Annotated in this window: 13 protein-coding genes; 9 read left to right on the top strand and 4 right to left on the bottom strand. The window is 69.6% G+C overall.

Annotated features, from left to right (window positions below; translation table 11 throughout):
- Window positions 1-89 precede the first annotated feature (89 nt).
- Window positions 90-803 carry a transcriptional repressor LexA gene (lexA, locus tag D2K64_RS06930; protein ID WP_120007496.1) on the top strand — a complete coding sequence of 238 codons (714 nt, stop codon included), beginning with the start codon at window positions 90-92 and terminating at the stop codon, window positions 801-803.
- On the opposite strand, the gene D2K64_RS06925 is transcribed toward lexA, so the two are convergent.
- Window positions 760-2,976 carry a ComEC/Rec2 family competence protein gene (locus D2K64_RS06925; RefSeq protein WP_120007495.1) on the bottom strand — a complete coding sequence of 739 codons (2,217 nt, stop codon included), beginning with the start codon at window positions 2,974-2,976 and terminating at the stop codon, window positions 760-762. The two genes, lexA and D2K64_RS06925, sit on opposite strands and share 44 nt — an antisense overlap.
- A 79-nt stretch (window positions 2,977-3,055) precedes the next feature.
- Between D2K64_RS06925 and gltX the strand changes: the two genes are divergently transcribed.
- Window positions 3,056-4,450, top strand: a complete 1,395-nt coding sequence (gltX, locus tag D2K64_RS06920) for a glutamate--tRNA ligase (RefSeq protein ID WP_120007494.1) — start codon at window positions 3,056-3,058, stop codon at window positions 4,448-4,450.
- Between the two features lie 33 nt (window positions 4,451-4,483).
- Here the strand turns inward: gltX and D2K64_RS06915 are convergent, their stop codons facing one another.
- Window positions 4,484-4,801 carry a hypothetical protein gene (locus D2K64_RS06915; RefSeq protein ID WP_238384061.1) on the bottom strand — a complete coding sequence of 106 codons (318 nt, stop codon included), beginning with the start codon at window positions 4,799-4,801 and terminating at the stop codon, window positions 4,484-4,486.
- Between the two features lie 158 nt (window positions 4,802-4,959).
- On the opposite strand from D2K64_RS06915, the gene D2K64_RS06910 reads away from it, so the two are divergent.
- The gene (locus D2K64_RS06910) at window positions 4,960-6,150 is read left to right on the top strand and encodes a M20 aminoacylase family protein (RefSeq protein ID WP_120007493.1); all 1,191 of its coding nucleotides are present in this window, start codon (window positions 4,960-4,962) and stop codon (window positions 6,148-6,150) included.
- Between the two features lie 3 nt (window positions 6,151-6,153).
- Here the strand turns inward: D2K64_RS06910 and D2K64_RS06905 are convergent, their stop codons facing one another.
- On the bottom strand, window positions 6,154-7,506 hold the full coding sequence (locus D2K64_RS06905) for an ATP-binding protein (RefSeq protein WP_120007492.1): 1,353 nt from the start codon (window positions 7,504-7,506) through the stop codon (window positions 6,154-6,156).
- A 10-nt stretch (window positions 7,507-7,516) separates the two neighbouring features.
- Window positions 7,517-8,281 (bottom strand): response regulator, encoded by a 765-nt coding sequence (locus D2K64_RS06900; RefSeq protein WP_120007657.1) that lies wholly within the window; start codon window positions 8,279-8,281, stop codon window positions 7,517-7,519.
- A 119-nt stretch (window positions 8,282-8,400) separates the two neighbouring features.
- On the opposite strand from D2K64_RS06900, the gene D2K64_RS06895 reads away from it, so the two are divergent.
- The 6 genes from D2K64_RS06895 to D2K64_RS06870 all read left to right on the top strand — a co-directional run bounded on the left by D2K64_RS06895 (window position 8,401) and on the right by D2K64_RS06870 (window position 14,875).
- On the top strand, window positions 8,401-9,036 hold the full coding sequence (locus D2K64_RS06895) for a DNA-3-methyladenine glycosylase family protein (RefSeq protein WP_120007491.1): 636 nt from the start codon (window positions 8,401-8,403) through the stop codon (window positions 9,034-9,036).
- Between the two features lie 73 nt (window positions 9,037-9,109).
- Entirely contained in the window at window positions 9,110-10,297 is a 1,188-nt protein-coding gene (locus D2K64_RS06890) for an aminotransferase (protein ID WP_120007490.1), read from the top strand.
- Window positions 10,298-10,340: 43 nt separating this feature from the next.
- The gene (locus tag D2K64_RS06885) at window positions 10,341-11,579 is read left to right on the top strand and encodes an ABC transporter substrate-binding protein (protein WP_120007489.1); all 1,239 of its coding nucleotides are present in this window, start codon (window positions 10,341-10,343) and stop codon (window positions 11,577-11,579) included.
- A gap of 7 nt (window positions 11,580-11,586) precedes the next feature.
- Complete coding sequence (locus tag D2K64_RS06880) at window positions 11,587-13,428, top strand: ABC transporter permease (RefSeq protein ID WP_120007488.1); 1,842 nt, start codon at window positions 11,587-11,589, stop codon at window positions 13,426-13,428.
- Complete coding sequence (locus D2K64_RS06875; protein WP_120007487.1) at window positions 13,425-14,174, top strand: ABC transporter ATP-binding protein; 750 nt, start codon at window positions 13,425-13,427, stop codon at window positions 14,172-14,174. Before D2K64_RS06880 ends, D2K64_RS06875 begins: the two co-directional genes overlap by 4 nt.
- Window positions 14,174-14,875: an ABC transporter ATP-binding protein gene (locus tag D2K64_RS06870; protein WP_120007486.1), complete on the top strand. Its 702-nt coding sequence runs from the start codon at window positions 14,174-14,176 to the stop codon at window positions 14,873-14,875. Before D2K64_RS06875 ends, D2K64_RS06870 begins: the two co-directional genes overlap by 1 nt.
- Window positions 14,876-15,377 lie beyond the last annotated feature (502 nt).

The following is a 15,377-nucleotide window of genomic DNA, read 5'->3' as shown; positions in this document are numbered from 1 at the left end:
TCGTAGAACATCGGCTGGGTTGCCGGTTTGTTCGCAGCCCGGCAGTGGCTGGTCGTCGGGACGGCCAGGATGTTCACGGGGGGCCGCGCATGCTCACGCGCAAGCAGCACGAGTTGCTGGTTTTCATTGACAGGCATCTGCGCGACACGGGGTTCTCGCCCTCGTTCGAGGAGATGAAGGAAGCCCTCAGCCTGCGCTCCAAGTCGGGCATTCACCGGCTGATCACCGCCCTGGAGGAACGTGGCTTCCTGAAGCGGCGCGCACACCGCGCCCGGGCCCTGGAGGTGATCCGGCTGCCGGACAGCGTGGCGCCCGCCGCCGAGGCCGCCCGGGCCGGGGCGCCTGCCTTCGCGCCGAACGTAATCCGCGGCAATTTCGCCTCCAACCTGCCCGGCGCCAGCCGCAACGCGGCGGAGGCCGCGGCGGTGCACCTGCCGCTGTATGGCCGCATCGCCGCTGGTCAGCCGATCGAGGCGCTGCGGGACGGCGGCGGCACCGTGGAGGTTCCGGCGGCGCTGCTCGGCGGCGGCGATCACTATGCGTTGGAGGTGTCTGGCGACTCCATGGAAGGCGCCGGCATCCTGAATGGCGACACGGTGATCATCCGCCGCGACGACACGGCCGAGAACGGTGCAGTGGTCGTGGCGTTGGTGGATGAGAACGAGGTGACGCTGAAGCGGCTGCGCCGCAAGGGCAACTCGATCGCCCTGGAAGCCGCCAATCCGCGTTATGAAACGCGCATCTTCGGCCCCGACCGGGTCAAGGTGCAGGGTCGACTCGTGGGGCTGCTGCGCCGCTACTGAGGGCGGCCGCGGCGCGGCGTGCCGCCGGAACCGGCGGCGGCGGCACCCATGGGCGGCTGCCGCGCCATTCCCGGTCGGACACGACCCGGGCCTCGCCCGGCAGCAGCCAGACAGCATGGGCGCCGTTGCGCCACACGCTGAACCGGTCCAGCGTTCGGCTGTTGCGGCAGCGGCCCCGGATGGGCTCGCCGGACACCAGCAGCGCCGCTTGGCCGCAATAAGGCTCGGACCGGATCTCGGCCGGATCCTGGCCGCGTTTCGGCTTGGCCGTGCGCAGCAGCAGCACCGCGGCCACCTCGGGACGCGGCTGGAAGCGGCACACCAGCGCATCGCATTGCAGAGCCCCATCTTCGCGGGCCGCACTCGCCGGCAGCGCCTCCGCCTCCTCCTCTCCCAGGCTGCGCAGCCAGTTGGCGCGAACAAAGCCGGAAGCGCCGCTGGTCCGTTGCAACAGCAGCCCGTCCTCCAGTCGGAGGGCGATCAGCTTGCCGTCGGCCGATATCAGCAGGTCGGGCGGCGTCACCAGCACTGCGCTGCCCAGTCCGAGCACCAGCATCGGCAGACCCAGCAGCCGCCACCGGGCCCGCCACAGGCACAGCCACAGCAGCCCCAGGCTGGTCAGCGCCAAGCCGGCCGGCGGGATCGGCATGGCCGAGATCGCGGCGCCGGGCCAGCTCGCCACGGTCCGGGCCACCCAGAGGATAAGCTCCACGCCCAACCCCATCAGACGCAGCGGGACCGCCTCCAGGCCGAACGGCATGGCCGCCACCGCGAGCATGCCGGCCGGCATCACCAGAAAGGAGGTCACCGGCACCGCCGCCATGTTGGCCGCCACGCCGTAGAGTTGCAGCCGCCCGAAATGGTGCAGGCCGTAGGGGGTGGTGGCCAGCCCAGCCAGCAGTGAGGTCAGGACCATGCCGCCCGCCAGCACGGTGGGGCGCCGCCACCACTCGTCGCCGCGGCGCCAGGATGCCATCCAGCGGCCACTCGCTTCCGCCCAGGCGATCAGAACCAGCACGGCGGCGAAGCTCATCTGGAAGGAGGGTCCCAGCAGCGCCGCCGGCTGGATCGCCATCACCACGACGGCTGCGGCGGCGAGTACGCGCAGCGATAGCGCGCGGCGCCCCAGCATCACCCCCAGCGTCACCACTGCCGCCATGGCGAAGGAGCGCAGCATGGGCACCTGCAGCCCGGTCAGCAGCAGGTAGCCGAAGCCGAGCAGAAGTCCGCCCGGGGCCGCGACGACCTTGCTGTCGAATCGCAGCGCCAGCGCCGGAACCAGGGCAATGCCGAAGCGCAGCAACCCGAAGCCCAGACCCATGACGATCGCGATGTGCAGGCCGGAGACGGACAACAGGTGCGCCAGCCCTGAATCGCGCATGGCCTGCATGTCTTCCTTCGGGATGCCGCTCTGGCTTCCGGTCAACAGGGCGGCCGCGACGGCTCCGCCGCCACCGGGCACCGCCGCCATGACCCGCTGCTCGATGCAGCGGCGCAGCCGGGCGAAGGGGCGTGGGGCGGCGGCCTCGCCCAGCCGCTCCGCCGCACCCAGCGCGAAGCCGGAGCCGCCGAGGCCACTGAAGAAGGCGTCGCGCTGAAAGTCCCAGCCACCCGGCTGAACCGGAGCCGAGGGCTCGCGCACCAGCGCACGGACGCGGAGCCTTTCTCCCGGCATCGGCTGCAACGGGTCATCGTCCCGCAGCCGGATGCGCAGGATGCGCACCAGTGGCGGCTCATCCGGTCCGAGCCGCGCCGCGCCGAGCGTGACGCGGAGCCCCTTCGGCAGCTTCTCGACGCGTTCCACCTGTCCTTCCAGCACCACGGCACGACGCGGCAGTTCCAGGGGCGGCGGCATCCGGGCCGCATGCCACCCGGCCAGGGCGAAACCCAGCAGCACCACGCCGGCATAGCCCAGGGCCCACCCCAGCCACGGCCGGTGCCGCAGCAGCAGCGCCGCGGCCAGCACCGGCGCGGGCAACAGCCACCAGACACCGGAAGGCTCGGTGGTGCGACTGAAATACCCCAGGATGCCGATGCCCAACGCCACCGGCAGCCAGAGCGGCAGGCGATGCCAGTCCCCGGCCAGGGCCCCGGCGACGCCGCGCCACCCGTTGCCCAGGCTGAAACTCGGCCAGGAGACCGGGCGCTTCGGATCGACGACAAGATCTGACATGAATTATCAACCTCTGCGCGCACTCTACAGCAGGCGGCAGGGATGTTAGAAGCACCGGCTCGAAGGAAGACGCCGAGCCATGACCGTACGCACCCGTTTTGCCCCCTCGCCCACCGGCTACCTGCATATCGGCGGGGCCCGCACGGCGTTGTTCAACTTCCTGTTCGCCCGTCACCATGGCGGCCAGTACCTGCTGCGGATCGAGGACACGGATCGCGCCCGCTCAACGCCGGAAGCTGTGCGGCAGATCATCGAGAGTCTGGACTGGCTCGGCCTGACGCCGGACGAGCCGCCGGTGATGCAGACCGCCCAGGAGGCCCGCCATGCCGCGGTGGCGCGGGAATTGCTTGCGCAGGGCAAGGCCTACCTGTGCTTCTGCACGCCCGAGGAGCTGGTGCAGATGCGGGAGATGGCCATGAAGGAAGGCCGGCCGCCGCGCTATGACGGCCGCTGGCGCGACCGCGATCCGGCCGAGGCGCCACCGGGCGTCAAGCCGGTGATCCGCATCAAGGCTCCGCGCGAGGGCGAGACGGTGATCCGCGACCTGGTACAGGGCGAGGTCCGGGTACAGAACACGGAGCTGGATGACATGATCATCCTGCGTTCCGATGGCACGCCGACCTATCTGCACGCGGTGGTGGTGGATGATCATGATATGCGCATCACCCACGTGATCCGCGGCGACGACCACCTGACCAATACCTTCCGTCAGGCGATGATCTACGACGCCATGGGCTGGACCCGGCCGCATTTCGCGCACATTCCGCTGATCCACGGCGCGGATGGCGCCAAGCTGTCGAAGCGGCACGGGGCGGTGGGGGCGCTGGAGTTCCGCGACCAGGGCTTCCTGCCGGAAGCCGTGTGCAACTATCTCCTGCGCCTCGGCTGGGGTCATGGCGACGAGGAGTTCGTGCCGCGTGATCGCGCCATCGAGCTGTTCGACCTCAAGGATGTCGGCCGCGCCGCCAGCCGCATGGATTACGCCAAGCTGACGCATCTGAACGCGCAGTACCTGCGGCAGAAGGACTCGGACGCGGTGACCGGCGAGGTGCTGGAGATCCTGCGGCGCGATGGCCCGCTGCCACACGGCGCCGCCACCACCGTGCGCGCCCTGATGCCGGACATCCAGCCGCGCGCCCGCACCCTGCTGGAGGCGGCGTCCATGTGCCGCTTCGCCATTGCCAGCGTACCCCTCGCCTTCGAGCCCAAGGCGCAGGCACAGCTGAACGACGACAGCAAGGCCCGGCTGCTCGACCTGGCCGAGTTCCTGTCGGGCGCGCCGTGGGAGCGTGCCGACCTCGACCAATGGCTGCGCGACTATGCCGAGGTGAAGAACATGAAGCTCGGCGCCGTGGCGCAGCCGCTGCGGGCGGCGCTTACCGGCAGCACCCAGTCGCCGCCGATCGACGCGGTGCTATTCGCGCTCGGCCGGGAGGAGGCGTTGGCGCGGATGCGGGCCGCCGCCGGCGCCTGATGCGGTGAGGCCGGGCGCGGCCGCCGCCCGGCTTCACCCGAAGGCCGAGAACACCTTCCGGTCGCGGCTATCCTGCATCAGCTTGGTGATGCTGGGCACCTTCTCGAAGCCGAGACCGGCGGGCAGCAAATCGTCATCCTGCGGCGGGGTGACCTTGGCATAGCTGTCGCCACCGACCTTTTCCCACTTTCCGGCCGGTTTCTTGACCTCCAGGGCCACCACCGTCGCCTTGAACACCAACCGCACGATGGCTTCCTTCGGTGCGTTCGGCTTGGCCAGGCTGGGATGGCCGCCGATCATCTCCCAGCCATTCTTCAGCGCCCAGGCGGTCAGCGCGTCCTTGTCCATCATCATGTCCTTGCTTGTCGCCCCGCTATGCGCCGCTCGCTGAAGATTTGCCAGCGCCGCCCTTCACGGGTGCTTTTCTTCCGCCGTCATGCGGTTCATGACAGGGCTTTTCCCGGCAGGCGCGGCTCGGCCATGCCTGTCCGGGCATCCGGGAGCATGCCGTGAACGACACCCTTCTCGCTGAGCTGCGCGCGCTGCAGCCGGACCTCGCCGCCATCCGCCAGGACATCCATGCGCACCCCGAGATGGGGATGGAGGAGAAGCGGACCTCCGCCCTGGTGGCCGCCAGGCTGCGGGAATACGGGCTGGACGTCACGGAGGGCGTCGGCAGGTTTGGCGTGGTGGGCACGTTGAAGGGCCGCCTGGCGGGCCAACGCGCCATCGGGCTGCGCGCCGACATGGACGCGCTGCTGATCCACGAGGCCACCGGCCTGCCCTATGCCTCCACCAACCCCGGCACCATGCATGCCTGCGGCCATGATGGCCACACGACGATGCTGCTGGGCGCCGCGCGCTACCTGTCGCAGCACCGCGATTTCGGCGGCACCGTGCACTTCATCTTCCAGCCGGCCGAGGAAGGCCGCGGCGGCGCCAAAGCGATGCTGGCGGACGGCCTGTTCGAGCGCTTCCCGGTCGACGCCGTATACGGCCTGCACAACGAGCCGGGCCTGCCGCTCGGCCAGTTCGCCATCCGCCCCGGCCCGTTCATGGCGGCGCCGGATCGCTGGGTGGTGACCTTCCGCGGCACCGGCGGCCATGGCGGCGCGGCGGCGCACCTGTCCACCGACGTCACCGTGCTGCAGGCGCAGTTCATCCTGGCGTTGCAGACCATTGTGAGCCGCAACATCGCCGCGATCGAGGCGGGCGTGGTCAGCGTCGGCGCCATTGATGGTGGCTCCTTCGGTTCTACCAATGTGATGCCGTCCGAGATCCGCGTCGGCGGCACCGCCCGTTCCTTTCTGCCGCATGTGCGCGACACCATCGAGCGGCGCATGAACGAGCTGGCCCAGGGGCTGGCGGGAAGCTTCGGCTGCTCGGCCGAGGTGAAGTACAACCGCAACGGCACGCCTCTGGTGAACCACCCCGAGCAGACCGCCACTGCCATCGACGCTGCCGCCGCGCTGGTCGGGCGCGGGAACACCGATGGCGAGGCGCAGCCGGTCACCGGCGGCGAGGACTTCGCCTACATGCTGGACGCCCGTCCCGGCGCGTTCATCTTCCTGGGCCAGGGCGCGGGTGGAGCCACCTCGGAAGGGCTGCACACGCCAACCTACAACTTCAACGACGATGCCATCCCGTATGGCGCCGGATACTGGGTCAGCCTGGTGCGGGAGGAGCTGAAGCTCGCCTGAACCTCAGGCCGGCAGGGTTACCAGGGCGCACAGGCCGCCCTGCTGCCGGTTGCGCAGCACCACGTCGCCGCCATGGGCGCGCAGGATGTTGCGGGCGATCGGCAGGCCGAGGCCGGTGCCGCCGGTTTCCCGATTGCGACTGGTCTCCAGCCGGCGGAACGGCTGGAACACCACCTCCAGGCAGTCTTCCGGGATGCCAGGGCCGTCATCCTCCACCCGCATGCGCACCAGGCTGGATTCCGCTCCGCTGCCATGGCCATCCAGCAGGATGCGCACCGTGCCGCCGTAATTCAGCGCATTCCCCACCAGATTGGCCAGGGCGCGCTTCAGCGCCATTGGCCGGGCGCGGATGCGCAGCCGCTCCGGCCCCTCATAGGAGGCGGCCTCGTTGGTCAGCTCGGGGCGGGCATCGGCGGCCTCGTCCAGCACCGTCCGGCACAGCGCCGCGAGGTCGAGCGGCACCGAGGGCTCGGTCGCCGCGTCATCGCGGGCAAAGGCCAGGGTCGCGTTGACCATCGCCTCCATCTCGTCCAGGTCCGCCAGCATCTTGCGCCGCTGCTCGTCATCATCGAGGAACTCGGCGCGCAACCGCAGCCTCGTGATCGGCGTGCGCAGGTCGTGGCCAATGGCGGCCAGCATCTGCGTGCGGTCGCCCACGAAGCGGCGGATGCGCTCGGCCATGGTGTTGAAGGCACGCGCCGCAGTGGCCACCTCGCGCGGCCCGTTCTCCGGCAGGGGCGGCGCGTTGACGTCTCGGCCCAGCCGCTCGGCGGCCCGGGCCAGGGCCGAAACAGGCCGGGTCAGGCGCCGCGTTGCCCAGAGGATCAATGCCAGCGCCGCACCAGTCATCAGCAGGAAGGCGACCAGGAAGGCGCTGGAATGCCAGGGCCGCAGAACCGGAACGGACAGCCACAGATTGACCCAGTTGCCATCGGGCAGTTGGCTGGCCACCACCAGGTCGCGCATCGTCGGGCCGCCCGCGACCAGCAGTGTCCGGGGACGCAGATGGGGCGGCAGGGTGCGCCACTGCTTGACCTGGAACAGCTCGGCGAGGCCGAGCGGCGGCGGCGGCATGCCGGGCCGCACCGCTGGAAGCTCGGACAGATCGGCCCGCAGGCCGCGCATCAGGTCGACCTCCTGCAACATGGTCGGCCGGCGGTCCGGGCTGGCCAGCACGGCCGTGCGCCAGAAGATGAAGGCGCGCGTGCTCACCTCCCGGGACAACATGATCCGCTGCAGATCCAGCCGGTCCAGCGCATGGATGGTCAGCCCGGCCGCCTGCACCAGCATCAGCGCCAGCGTCAGAAACAGAGCCGTGCGCCCCGCGAGGCTGCAGGGCAGCAGGCGGCGGATCATCGGCGGCGCATCAGGGCGCGGTGCCGCCGGCGAGGGCGAGGCCCTGCGGCAGTTCGGCCGCCTTCTCCACCGTGGCGGCCAGCACGTAGCCGCCGCCCCGAACCGTCTTGATCAGGCTGGGGTTGCGCCCGTCATCCTCCAGCTTGCGCCGCAGCCTCGACACCGCGACGTCGATGGCGCGGTCGAACGGCCCGGCCTGCCGGCCGCGCAGCAGATCCATCAGCATGTCGCGGGTCAGCACCCGGTTGGGCCGCTCCACCAGCACCATCAGCAATTCATACTCGCCACCCGTGAGCGGCACCTCCACCCCGTCCTGGTTCAGCAACCGGCGGCGGGCAGGCTCCAGCGTCCAGCCGGCGAAGCGGATCGCCTTGGCCGGCGGCTCCTGGGTGCTGTTGCCCTCACCGCTGGCGCGGCGAAGCACGGCGCGGATGCGCGCCAGCAATTCGCGCGGGTTGAACGGCTTGGCCACGTAATCATCGGCCCCGAGTTCCAGCCCGACGATCCGGTCGGTTTCCTCGCTCATCGCGGTCAGCATCACGATTGGCACGTCCGACTGGCTGCGCAGCCAGCGGGCGAACTCCAGGCCCGATTCGCCCGGCAGCATCAGGTCCAGCACCACCAGGTGATAGCGGCCGAGCGGCCACAGCCGCCGCGCCTCCCGCGCATCCCGGGCGGCCGTCACCCGGCAGGATTGTCGCTCCAGGAACTTCGACAGGAGATCGCGGATTTCCCGATCATCATCGACGACGAGAATGTGCGGAGGGGGTTCCATGTTGTCGACCATAGAAGAGATATGGCGATGATGCCCGCTCATCATGTTACAGGCTTTTGCCCTGGCCCGCGCCGTTGCGTTTCGTTGCATTGGGACCCGAAACGAGATGAGGCGCCACGATGACCGGACCTAGCTGGGCCACCCTGGCCATGGCGGAGCTGTGCCAGGCCGATCCGGACTTCGCCGGCATCGAGGCCGCAGCCGGCCCGCTTCCCTGGCGAAGCCGGCCACGCGGCTTCGGCGGGCTGGCGCGGACCGTGCTGGGCCAGCAGATCAGCAACCATGCGGCGGACGCCATCTGGCGCCGCTTCGCCGCCCTGCCGGGCGCCCTGGAACCCCGCGGCTTGTTGCTGCTGGACGACGTGGACTTCCGCAGCGCCGGCCTCTCCCGGCCCAAGGTGGCCCACCTGCGTGGCTTGGCGCAGGCCTGCCTGGACGGTGCGCTGCGCCTGGATGCCTTGTCGGACATGCCGGACCAGGTGGCGATCGATCACCTGTCGGCGCAGCGCGGCCTCGGGCCCTGGACGGCGCAGGTTCATCTGCTGTTCGCCGAAGGGCGGCCGGACATCTTTCCCTATGGCGATGTAGCGCTCGCTGCCTCGGTGCAGCAGTTGAAGGGGTTGCCAGCCCGCCCGCCGCCGCGAGCGCTGGCAACGCTGTCGGAGGCGTGGCGCCCCTGGCGTTCCCTGGCGGCGCGGCTGCTTTGGCATCACTGGCGGCACTGCACCGGTCGTCCGGCAGGCGAGGCCGACTAAAACGGCGGGAAGTGCCGATCTGGCGCAGTCTTGCTCTGGGCGTGCCGACGGCCGCGTGACACTCTCCGCGGCCATGCCCATTCCGCTTCTGTCCTGCCGCGTCCACGCCACTGCCGAGCCACCGATCCCGACGGCCCGCGCCTGGGCAGCACGTTATGATGGTGCCGCCGGGCCGATGCTGGACCTGACTCAGGCGGTGCCGGGATATCCGGCGCATCCCGGCCTGCTGGCGAGGCTGGCGGAAGCGGCAGGCTCTTCGGCCACCGCCGCCTACGGTGCCATTGAGGGCGACCTGGCGCTGCGGGAAGCCATGGCCACGGAGATCAGCCACTTCTACGAGGCACCCGTTGCACCGGATCAGGTGGCGATCACCTCGGGCTGCAATCTGGCCTTTGCCATGGCGGTCAGCGTTCTGGCTGGCTCCAGGGATGAGGTTATTCTGCCAACGCCTTGGTATTTCAACCATCGCATGACCCTGGAGCTGCTCGGCATCCCGGCCGTTCCCCTACCGTTGCGGGCTGAGGACGGCTTCCTGCCCGACCCGGACCGGCTGGCGTCGGCGCTGACGCCCCGCAGCCGGGCGCTGGTGCTGGTCAGTCCCAACAATCCGACCGGTGCAGTGATTCCGTCTGACCTGCTGGCGCGCATCGCGATCCTCTGCCGGGAGCGGGGCGTCTGGCTGGTGCTGGACGAAACCTACCGCGACTTCCTTCCCCAGGATGGCACCTCTCCCCACCAGCTGTTTTCTGAACCGAGCTGGGAGGATCATGTCGTACACCTTTATTCTTTCAGCAAATCCTATTGCCTGCCGGGCCACAGGGTCGGCGCCATCCTGGGCGGCGGGGCGTTCCGGCAAGCGCTGCTGAAACTGCTCGACAGCTGGCAGATCTGCGCATCCCGGCCGGCTCAGGCAGCATTGGCCTGGGCGATACCGGCGCTGCGGGAGTGGCGCCACGGCAATCGCCGCCTGATGCAGGAGCGGGCAGTCGGGTTCGAGCGAGCGATGCGAGCCGCGCCGGCCTGGAAGATCGACTCCCTGGGCACATACTTCGCTTATCTCCGGCTGCCGGAGGACCTACCCGACGCCCTGTCAGTGGCGGAAGATCTGGCCAGCCGGCATGGTCTGCTCACCCTGCCGGGGCCATTCTTCGGGCCGGGTCAGCAGCGCCACCTGCGGCTCGCCTTCGCCAACGCGGCCGAGCCGGCCTTGTCGGCCCTGCCGCAGCGGCTGACGGCATTGCATGAGGCCGCTTCAGCCTGACGCAGACCGCTCTTTCGGGCGCAGAGAGAAGGACAGCAAGGCCATGGAATTCCGCAACTCCTTCCCCCGCCTCGGCCGGCGTGGCCTGCTGACCGGCGTGGCCATGGGCGTTGCGGCGCCTGCCGTGCTGCGGGCCCAGGGAAATGCGCCGATCCGCATCGGCGAGATCAATTCCTACACCGCCCAGCCGGCATTTCTCGGGCCTTACCGCAATGGCTGGCTGCTGGCGCAGGAGCGCATCAACGCCGAGGGCGGCATTCATGGCCGACCGTTGGAAACCCTGTTCCGGGACGATGCCGGCCGGCCAGAGGATTCGGTGCGCATCGCGGGAGAGCTGGTCGCCTCCGAGCGTGTCGCGCTGCTGGGTGGCGGCTACCTGTCGAATGTCGGGCTAGCGCTGGGCGATTATGCTCTGCAGAACAAGGTGTTGTACTGCGCTTCTGAACCGCTGACGGATGCCCTCGTCTGGTCCCGCGGCAACCGCTACACCTTTCGGCTGCGGCCGAGCACCTACATGCAGGCCGCCATGCTGGTGGAGGAAGCCGCGAAGCTGCCGGCCAAGCGGTGGGCCACCATTGCGCCCAATTACGAATACGGCCAGTCCGCCGTGCGCTGGTTCAAGGCCCTGCTGTCCCACGCCCGCCCGGATGTCGAGTTCGTCGGGGAGCAGTTCCCGGCCCTCGGCCGCATCGATGCCGGCGCCACGTCGCAGGCGCTGGAGCGGCTGCGGCCCGATGCCATCTTCAACGTCACCTTCGGCACCGACCTGTTGAACTTTGTTCGGCAAGGCAATACGCGCGGCCTGTTCGAGGATCGGGTCGTGGCCTCCATGCTGACCGGCGAGCCGGAATACCTGGAGCCCCTGGGCGAGGAATGCCCCGATGGCTGGATCGTCACCGGCTATCCCCGCGACGAGCTGAACAACCCGGTCCACACCGCCCTGCGCGATGCCTATCGCGCCCGCTTCAACGAATTGCCGCGCTGCGGCTCCATTGTCGGCCATGACACGGCGCTTGCCATCGCCACCATGCTGCGACAGGCGAACAGCACCGACACCGAGGCCATGGTCGCGGCCTTCGAAGGGCTGCGCTACCCTACCGGCTACGGCACCGGCGAGGTGGAGTTCCGCGCCCTCGACCACCAATCCACCCTCGGCGCTTTCGTCGGCCGTACCAAACTGCAAGGCCGGGTCGGCCGCATGGTGGACTGGCGCTATGCCGATGGCGCGCGCTACCTGCCGCCGGACGAGCAGGTGCGGGAATGGCGTCCGCGGCAGAACTGAGCCGGCATTGGAAACCCTTGCCGTCCAGGCGCTGACCGGTCTCGCCAGCGCCTCCTCCTTGTTTCTGGTGGCGTCCGGATTGACAGTGATCTTCGGGGTCAGCCGCATCGTCAACTTCGCCCATGGCAGTTTCTACATGCTGGGCGCCTTTCTCGCCTGGACGCTGGTCAGCCATGCCCCGCTGGCGGAATGGGGTGGCTGGGGGTTCTGGGGCGGCATCCTGCTGGCGGCGCTGGCGGTGGGGCTCCTGGGAGCAGCGGCGGAGATGGTGATCCTGCGCCGCATCTACCGCGCGCCGGAATTGTTCCAGCTGCTCGCCACCTTCGCGCTGGTGCTGGTGGTGCAGGATCTGGTGCTGCTGCTCTGGGGCGCCGACGACAAGTTCGGCCCGCGTGCGCCGCTGCTGCGCGGCGCCACCGAGATCTTCGGCCTGCGCTTTCCACGCTACGACCTGTTCCTGATCGCCGTGGGTCCCGTGGTGCTGGGCCTGCTATGGCTGCTGTTCCACCGCACCCGCTTCGGCATCCTGCTGCGTGCCGCGACGCAGGACCGTGAGATGGTTGCGGCGTTGGGCGTCGACCAGCAGCTGTTGTTCACCGGCGTCTTTTGTCTCGGCTCGGCGCTGGCCGGCTTGGGCGGAGCATTGCAACTGCCGCGCGAGGCGGTGACCATCCACATGGACATGGCCATCATCGTGCAGGCCTTCGTGGTGGTGGTGGTCGGCGGGCTGGGCAGCCTGCCCGGTGCGTTCCTGGCGGCGCTGCTGATCAGCGAACTGCACGCCTTCGGCATTCTGGTGCTTCCCCGCATCACCCTGGTGCTGGCCTTTCTGGTGATGGCCATTGTGCTGGTGCTGCGGCCCTACGGGTTGCTCGGCCGCAAGCCGGAGGGCCCGCCGCCCGCCACCGAGGCCGCGGCGCCCCTGCCTGGCCCCGCTCCGCGCTGGCTACAAGGTGCCGGTATGGCCGCGCTGGCGGCGCTTCTGCTGCTGCCACCCTTTCTGGGCGAGTATCCGCTGATCCTGCTGGCCGATTTCGCCGCTCTGGTGCTGTTTGCCGCCTCACTGCACCTGATCATGGGGCCGGGCGGCATGGCCAGCTTCGGTCACGCCGCCTATTTCGGCGCCGGCGCCTACGCCGCCGCACTGCTGGCCCGCCACCTCGGCGCGCCCATGGAGGTCGGGCTGGTGGCGGCGCCGTTCTTCGCTGGCCTGGTCGGCTTCCTGTTTGGCTGGTTCTGCGTGCGTCTGTCGGGGGTGTATTCCGCCATGCTCACCCTGGCCTTTGCGCAGATCGCCTGGAGCGTCGCATTCCAGTGGGTGGAGGTGACGGGCGGCGACAATGGCATCCTCGGTGTCTGGCCGAGCGAATGGGCGCGCGGCCGGCTGGCCTTCTGGTACCTGTCGCTCGCGCTGTGCGGCCTCGGCGTCTGGATGCTGCGGCGGGCCATTCACGCCCCCTTCGGCATGGCGCTGCGGGCGCAGCGGGATTCTCCCCTCCGGGCCGAGGCGATCGGCATCGATGCTTTCCGCATCCGCTGGCTCGCCTTCGCCCTGGCCGCCGCGATGGCCGGCGTGGCCGGCGCACTCTTCGCCTATGGCAAGGGCAGCGTGTTCCCATCCTCGCTCGACATCCCGCGCAGCGTGGATGCGCTGCTGATGGTGCTGCTTGGCGGGGTGCACAGCCTGTCCGGCCCCATCCTGGGAGCCGTGGCCTATGCCGGGCTGCAGGAGCAGTTATCGCGGCTGACAGATCTGTGGCGCCTGTTGCTGGGCCTGGTGATCCTGGCGTTGGTGCTGTTCTTCCCCGGCGGCTTGGCCCGCGCCTTCTATCGCCGGCGCGGCGCATGACCCCGGTGCTGCAGGCCGAGGGGCTGGTGAAATCCTGGGACGGCAACCGGGCGGTGGATGGCGTGTCCCTGGCCCTGGCGCCGGGCGAGATGCTAGCGCTGATCGGCCCCAATGGCGCCGGCAAGAGCACCTGCTTCAACATGCTGAACGGCCAGCTGCGCCCGGATGCCGGCATCATCCGGCTGGGTGGGCGCGACATCACCCGCCGGCCGCCGCGCGCCATATGGCGGCTCGGCGTCGGCCGGACCTTTCAGGTCACCGCGACCTTCGGCTCCATGACAGTGCTGGACAATGTCCGGATGGCGCTGCTGTCGCATGCGCGCCGGCTGCTCGGCCTTTGGCGGCCGGCGCGCCACCAGTTGACCGGTGAGGCCGAGGCGCTGCTGGCGCGCGTCGGCATGCAAGCGCAGGCCGGGCGGCCCTGCGGCATCCTGGCCTATGGCGACCTGAAGCGGCTGGAACTCGCCATGGCGCTGGCCAACCAGCCGCGGCTGCTGCTGATGGACGAGCCCACTGCCGGCATGGCGCCGGCCGAGCGCGGGGCGTTGATGGCGCAGACCGCCGGCATCGCGCGCGCCGCCGGCATCGCCGTGCTGTTCACCGAGCACGACATGGACGTCGTGTTCGCCCATGCCGACCGCGTTCTGGTGCTGGATCGCGGCCGGCTGATCGCCGAGGGCGCGCCCGAAGCGGTGCGCGTCGATCCCCTGGTGCGACAGGTCTATCTCGGGGGAATGACCGGCTGATGTTGCAGGTGCAGGCGCTGCACGCGCATTACGGCCGGGCCCACATCCTGCACGGCGTGTCCCTGGCGCTGGCCCCGGGGGAGGTGCTGTGCCTGCTCGGCCGCAACGGCGCCGGCAAAAGCACCACCATGAAGGCGGTCATGGGGCTGGTGCCGCCCAGCGCCGGATCGGTGCGGCTGGAGGGTCGGGAACTGGCCGGGCAGGCTCCGCACGTCATCGCGCGAGTCGGCCTCGGCTATGTGCCGGAAGAACGGCGGATCTTCGCCGGATTGACGGTAGCGGAGAATCTGGAGGTCGGCCGCCGCCCGCCGCGCGACGGGCGGGAGCCCTGGACCGCAGACCGGGTCTTCGCCCTGTTTCCCGCCCTGGCCTCCATGCGGCGCCGCCCTGCCAGCCGCATGAGCGGCGGCGAGCAGCAGATGCTCGCGATCGCCCGGACCCTGATGGGCAATCCCGCGGTGCTGCTGCTGGACGAGCCTTCGGAAGGATTGGCACCGGTTATCGTAGAACGCATGGCCGGGGCTGTTGCCGCCTTGAAGGCTGAGGGCATGTCGATCCTGCTGTCGGAACAGAATCTACTTTTCGCCGCAACGGTGGCCGATCAGGCCGTGGTGCTGGAATCCGGCGTGGTCCGCCACGTGGGCGCCATGCCGGCATTGATGCGGGATGCGGCACTGCGGGCGCGCTTTCTGTCGGTTTGATGCCGCAGCAGGCCATGGCCTATGCCGCTGCCGCGAGGTTTCCCCTAGGATGTTCCCGGTCCCGAGCCGGCATGTTCCATGTCCGGACGCGAGAGGATGCCGGGGGCTCCGGCAAGCACCGGTAAGGAGGACCTGCCTTCATGGCGGCATCGTAGTCCCATCCGGTAAACGAACTAGCCGAACAGGAAAAAGGCCAGATGGCCCGCCATCCAGCCACCCCCGATGCCGAGCACGGCCCCGAGCATCACCTCTCGCGCCATCTTCCAAAGCCAGGGGAGCGACGCGGACAGGGGAACATCCCCTGCCCGCGCCTCGCCGCGCCATCCCTGGCAGGGAACGTTCCGGGAGTCGCACCTGTCGGGGGGGCTCCCCGGGGGATACGGGGTGGCCCAGGTGGCCGGAGCGCAGGGGTTCGGGAACGGCATCGGCATGACCACATGCGAACATAAACGGAACATGAACGCAAGAGGCAGCTTGCGATGGGAACAGAAGCGGAAACCTT

The organism is Teichococcus vastitatis, assembly GCF_003604215.1.
In the GTDB taxonomy this organism is placed as follows: Bacteria; Pseudomonadota; Alphaproteobacteria; order Acetobacterales; family Acetobacteraceae; genus Pseudoroseomonas; species Pseudoroseomonas vastitatis.
The sequence above is the reverse complement of the archived record's forward strand: the minus strand, read 5'-3'. Positions and strand labels throughout refer to the sequence as shown.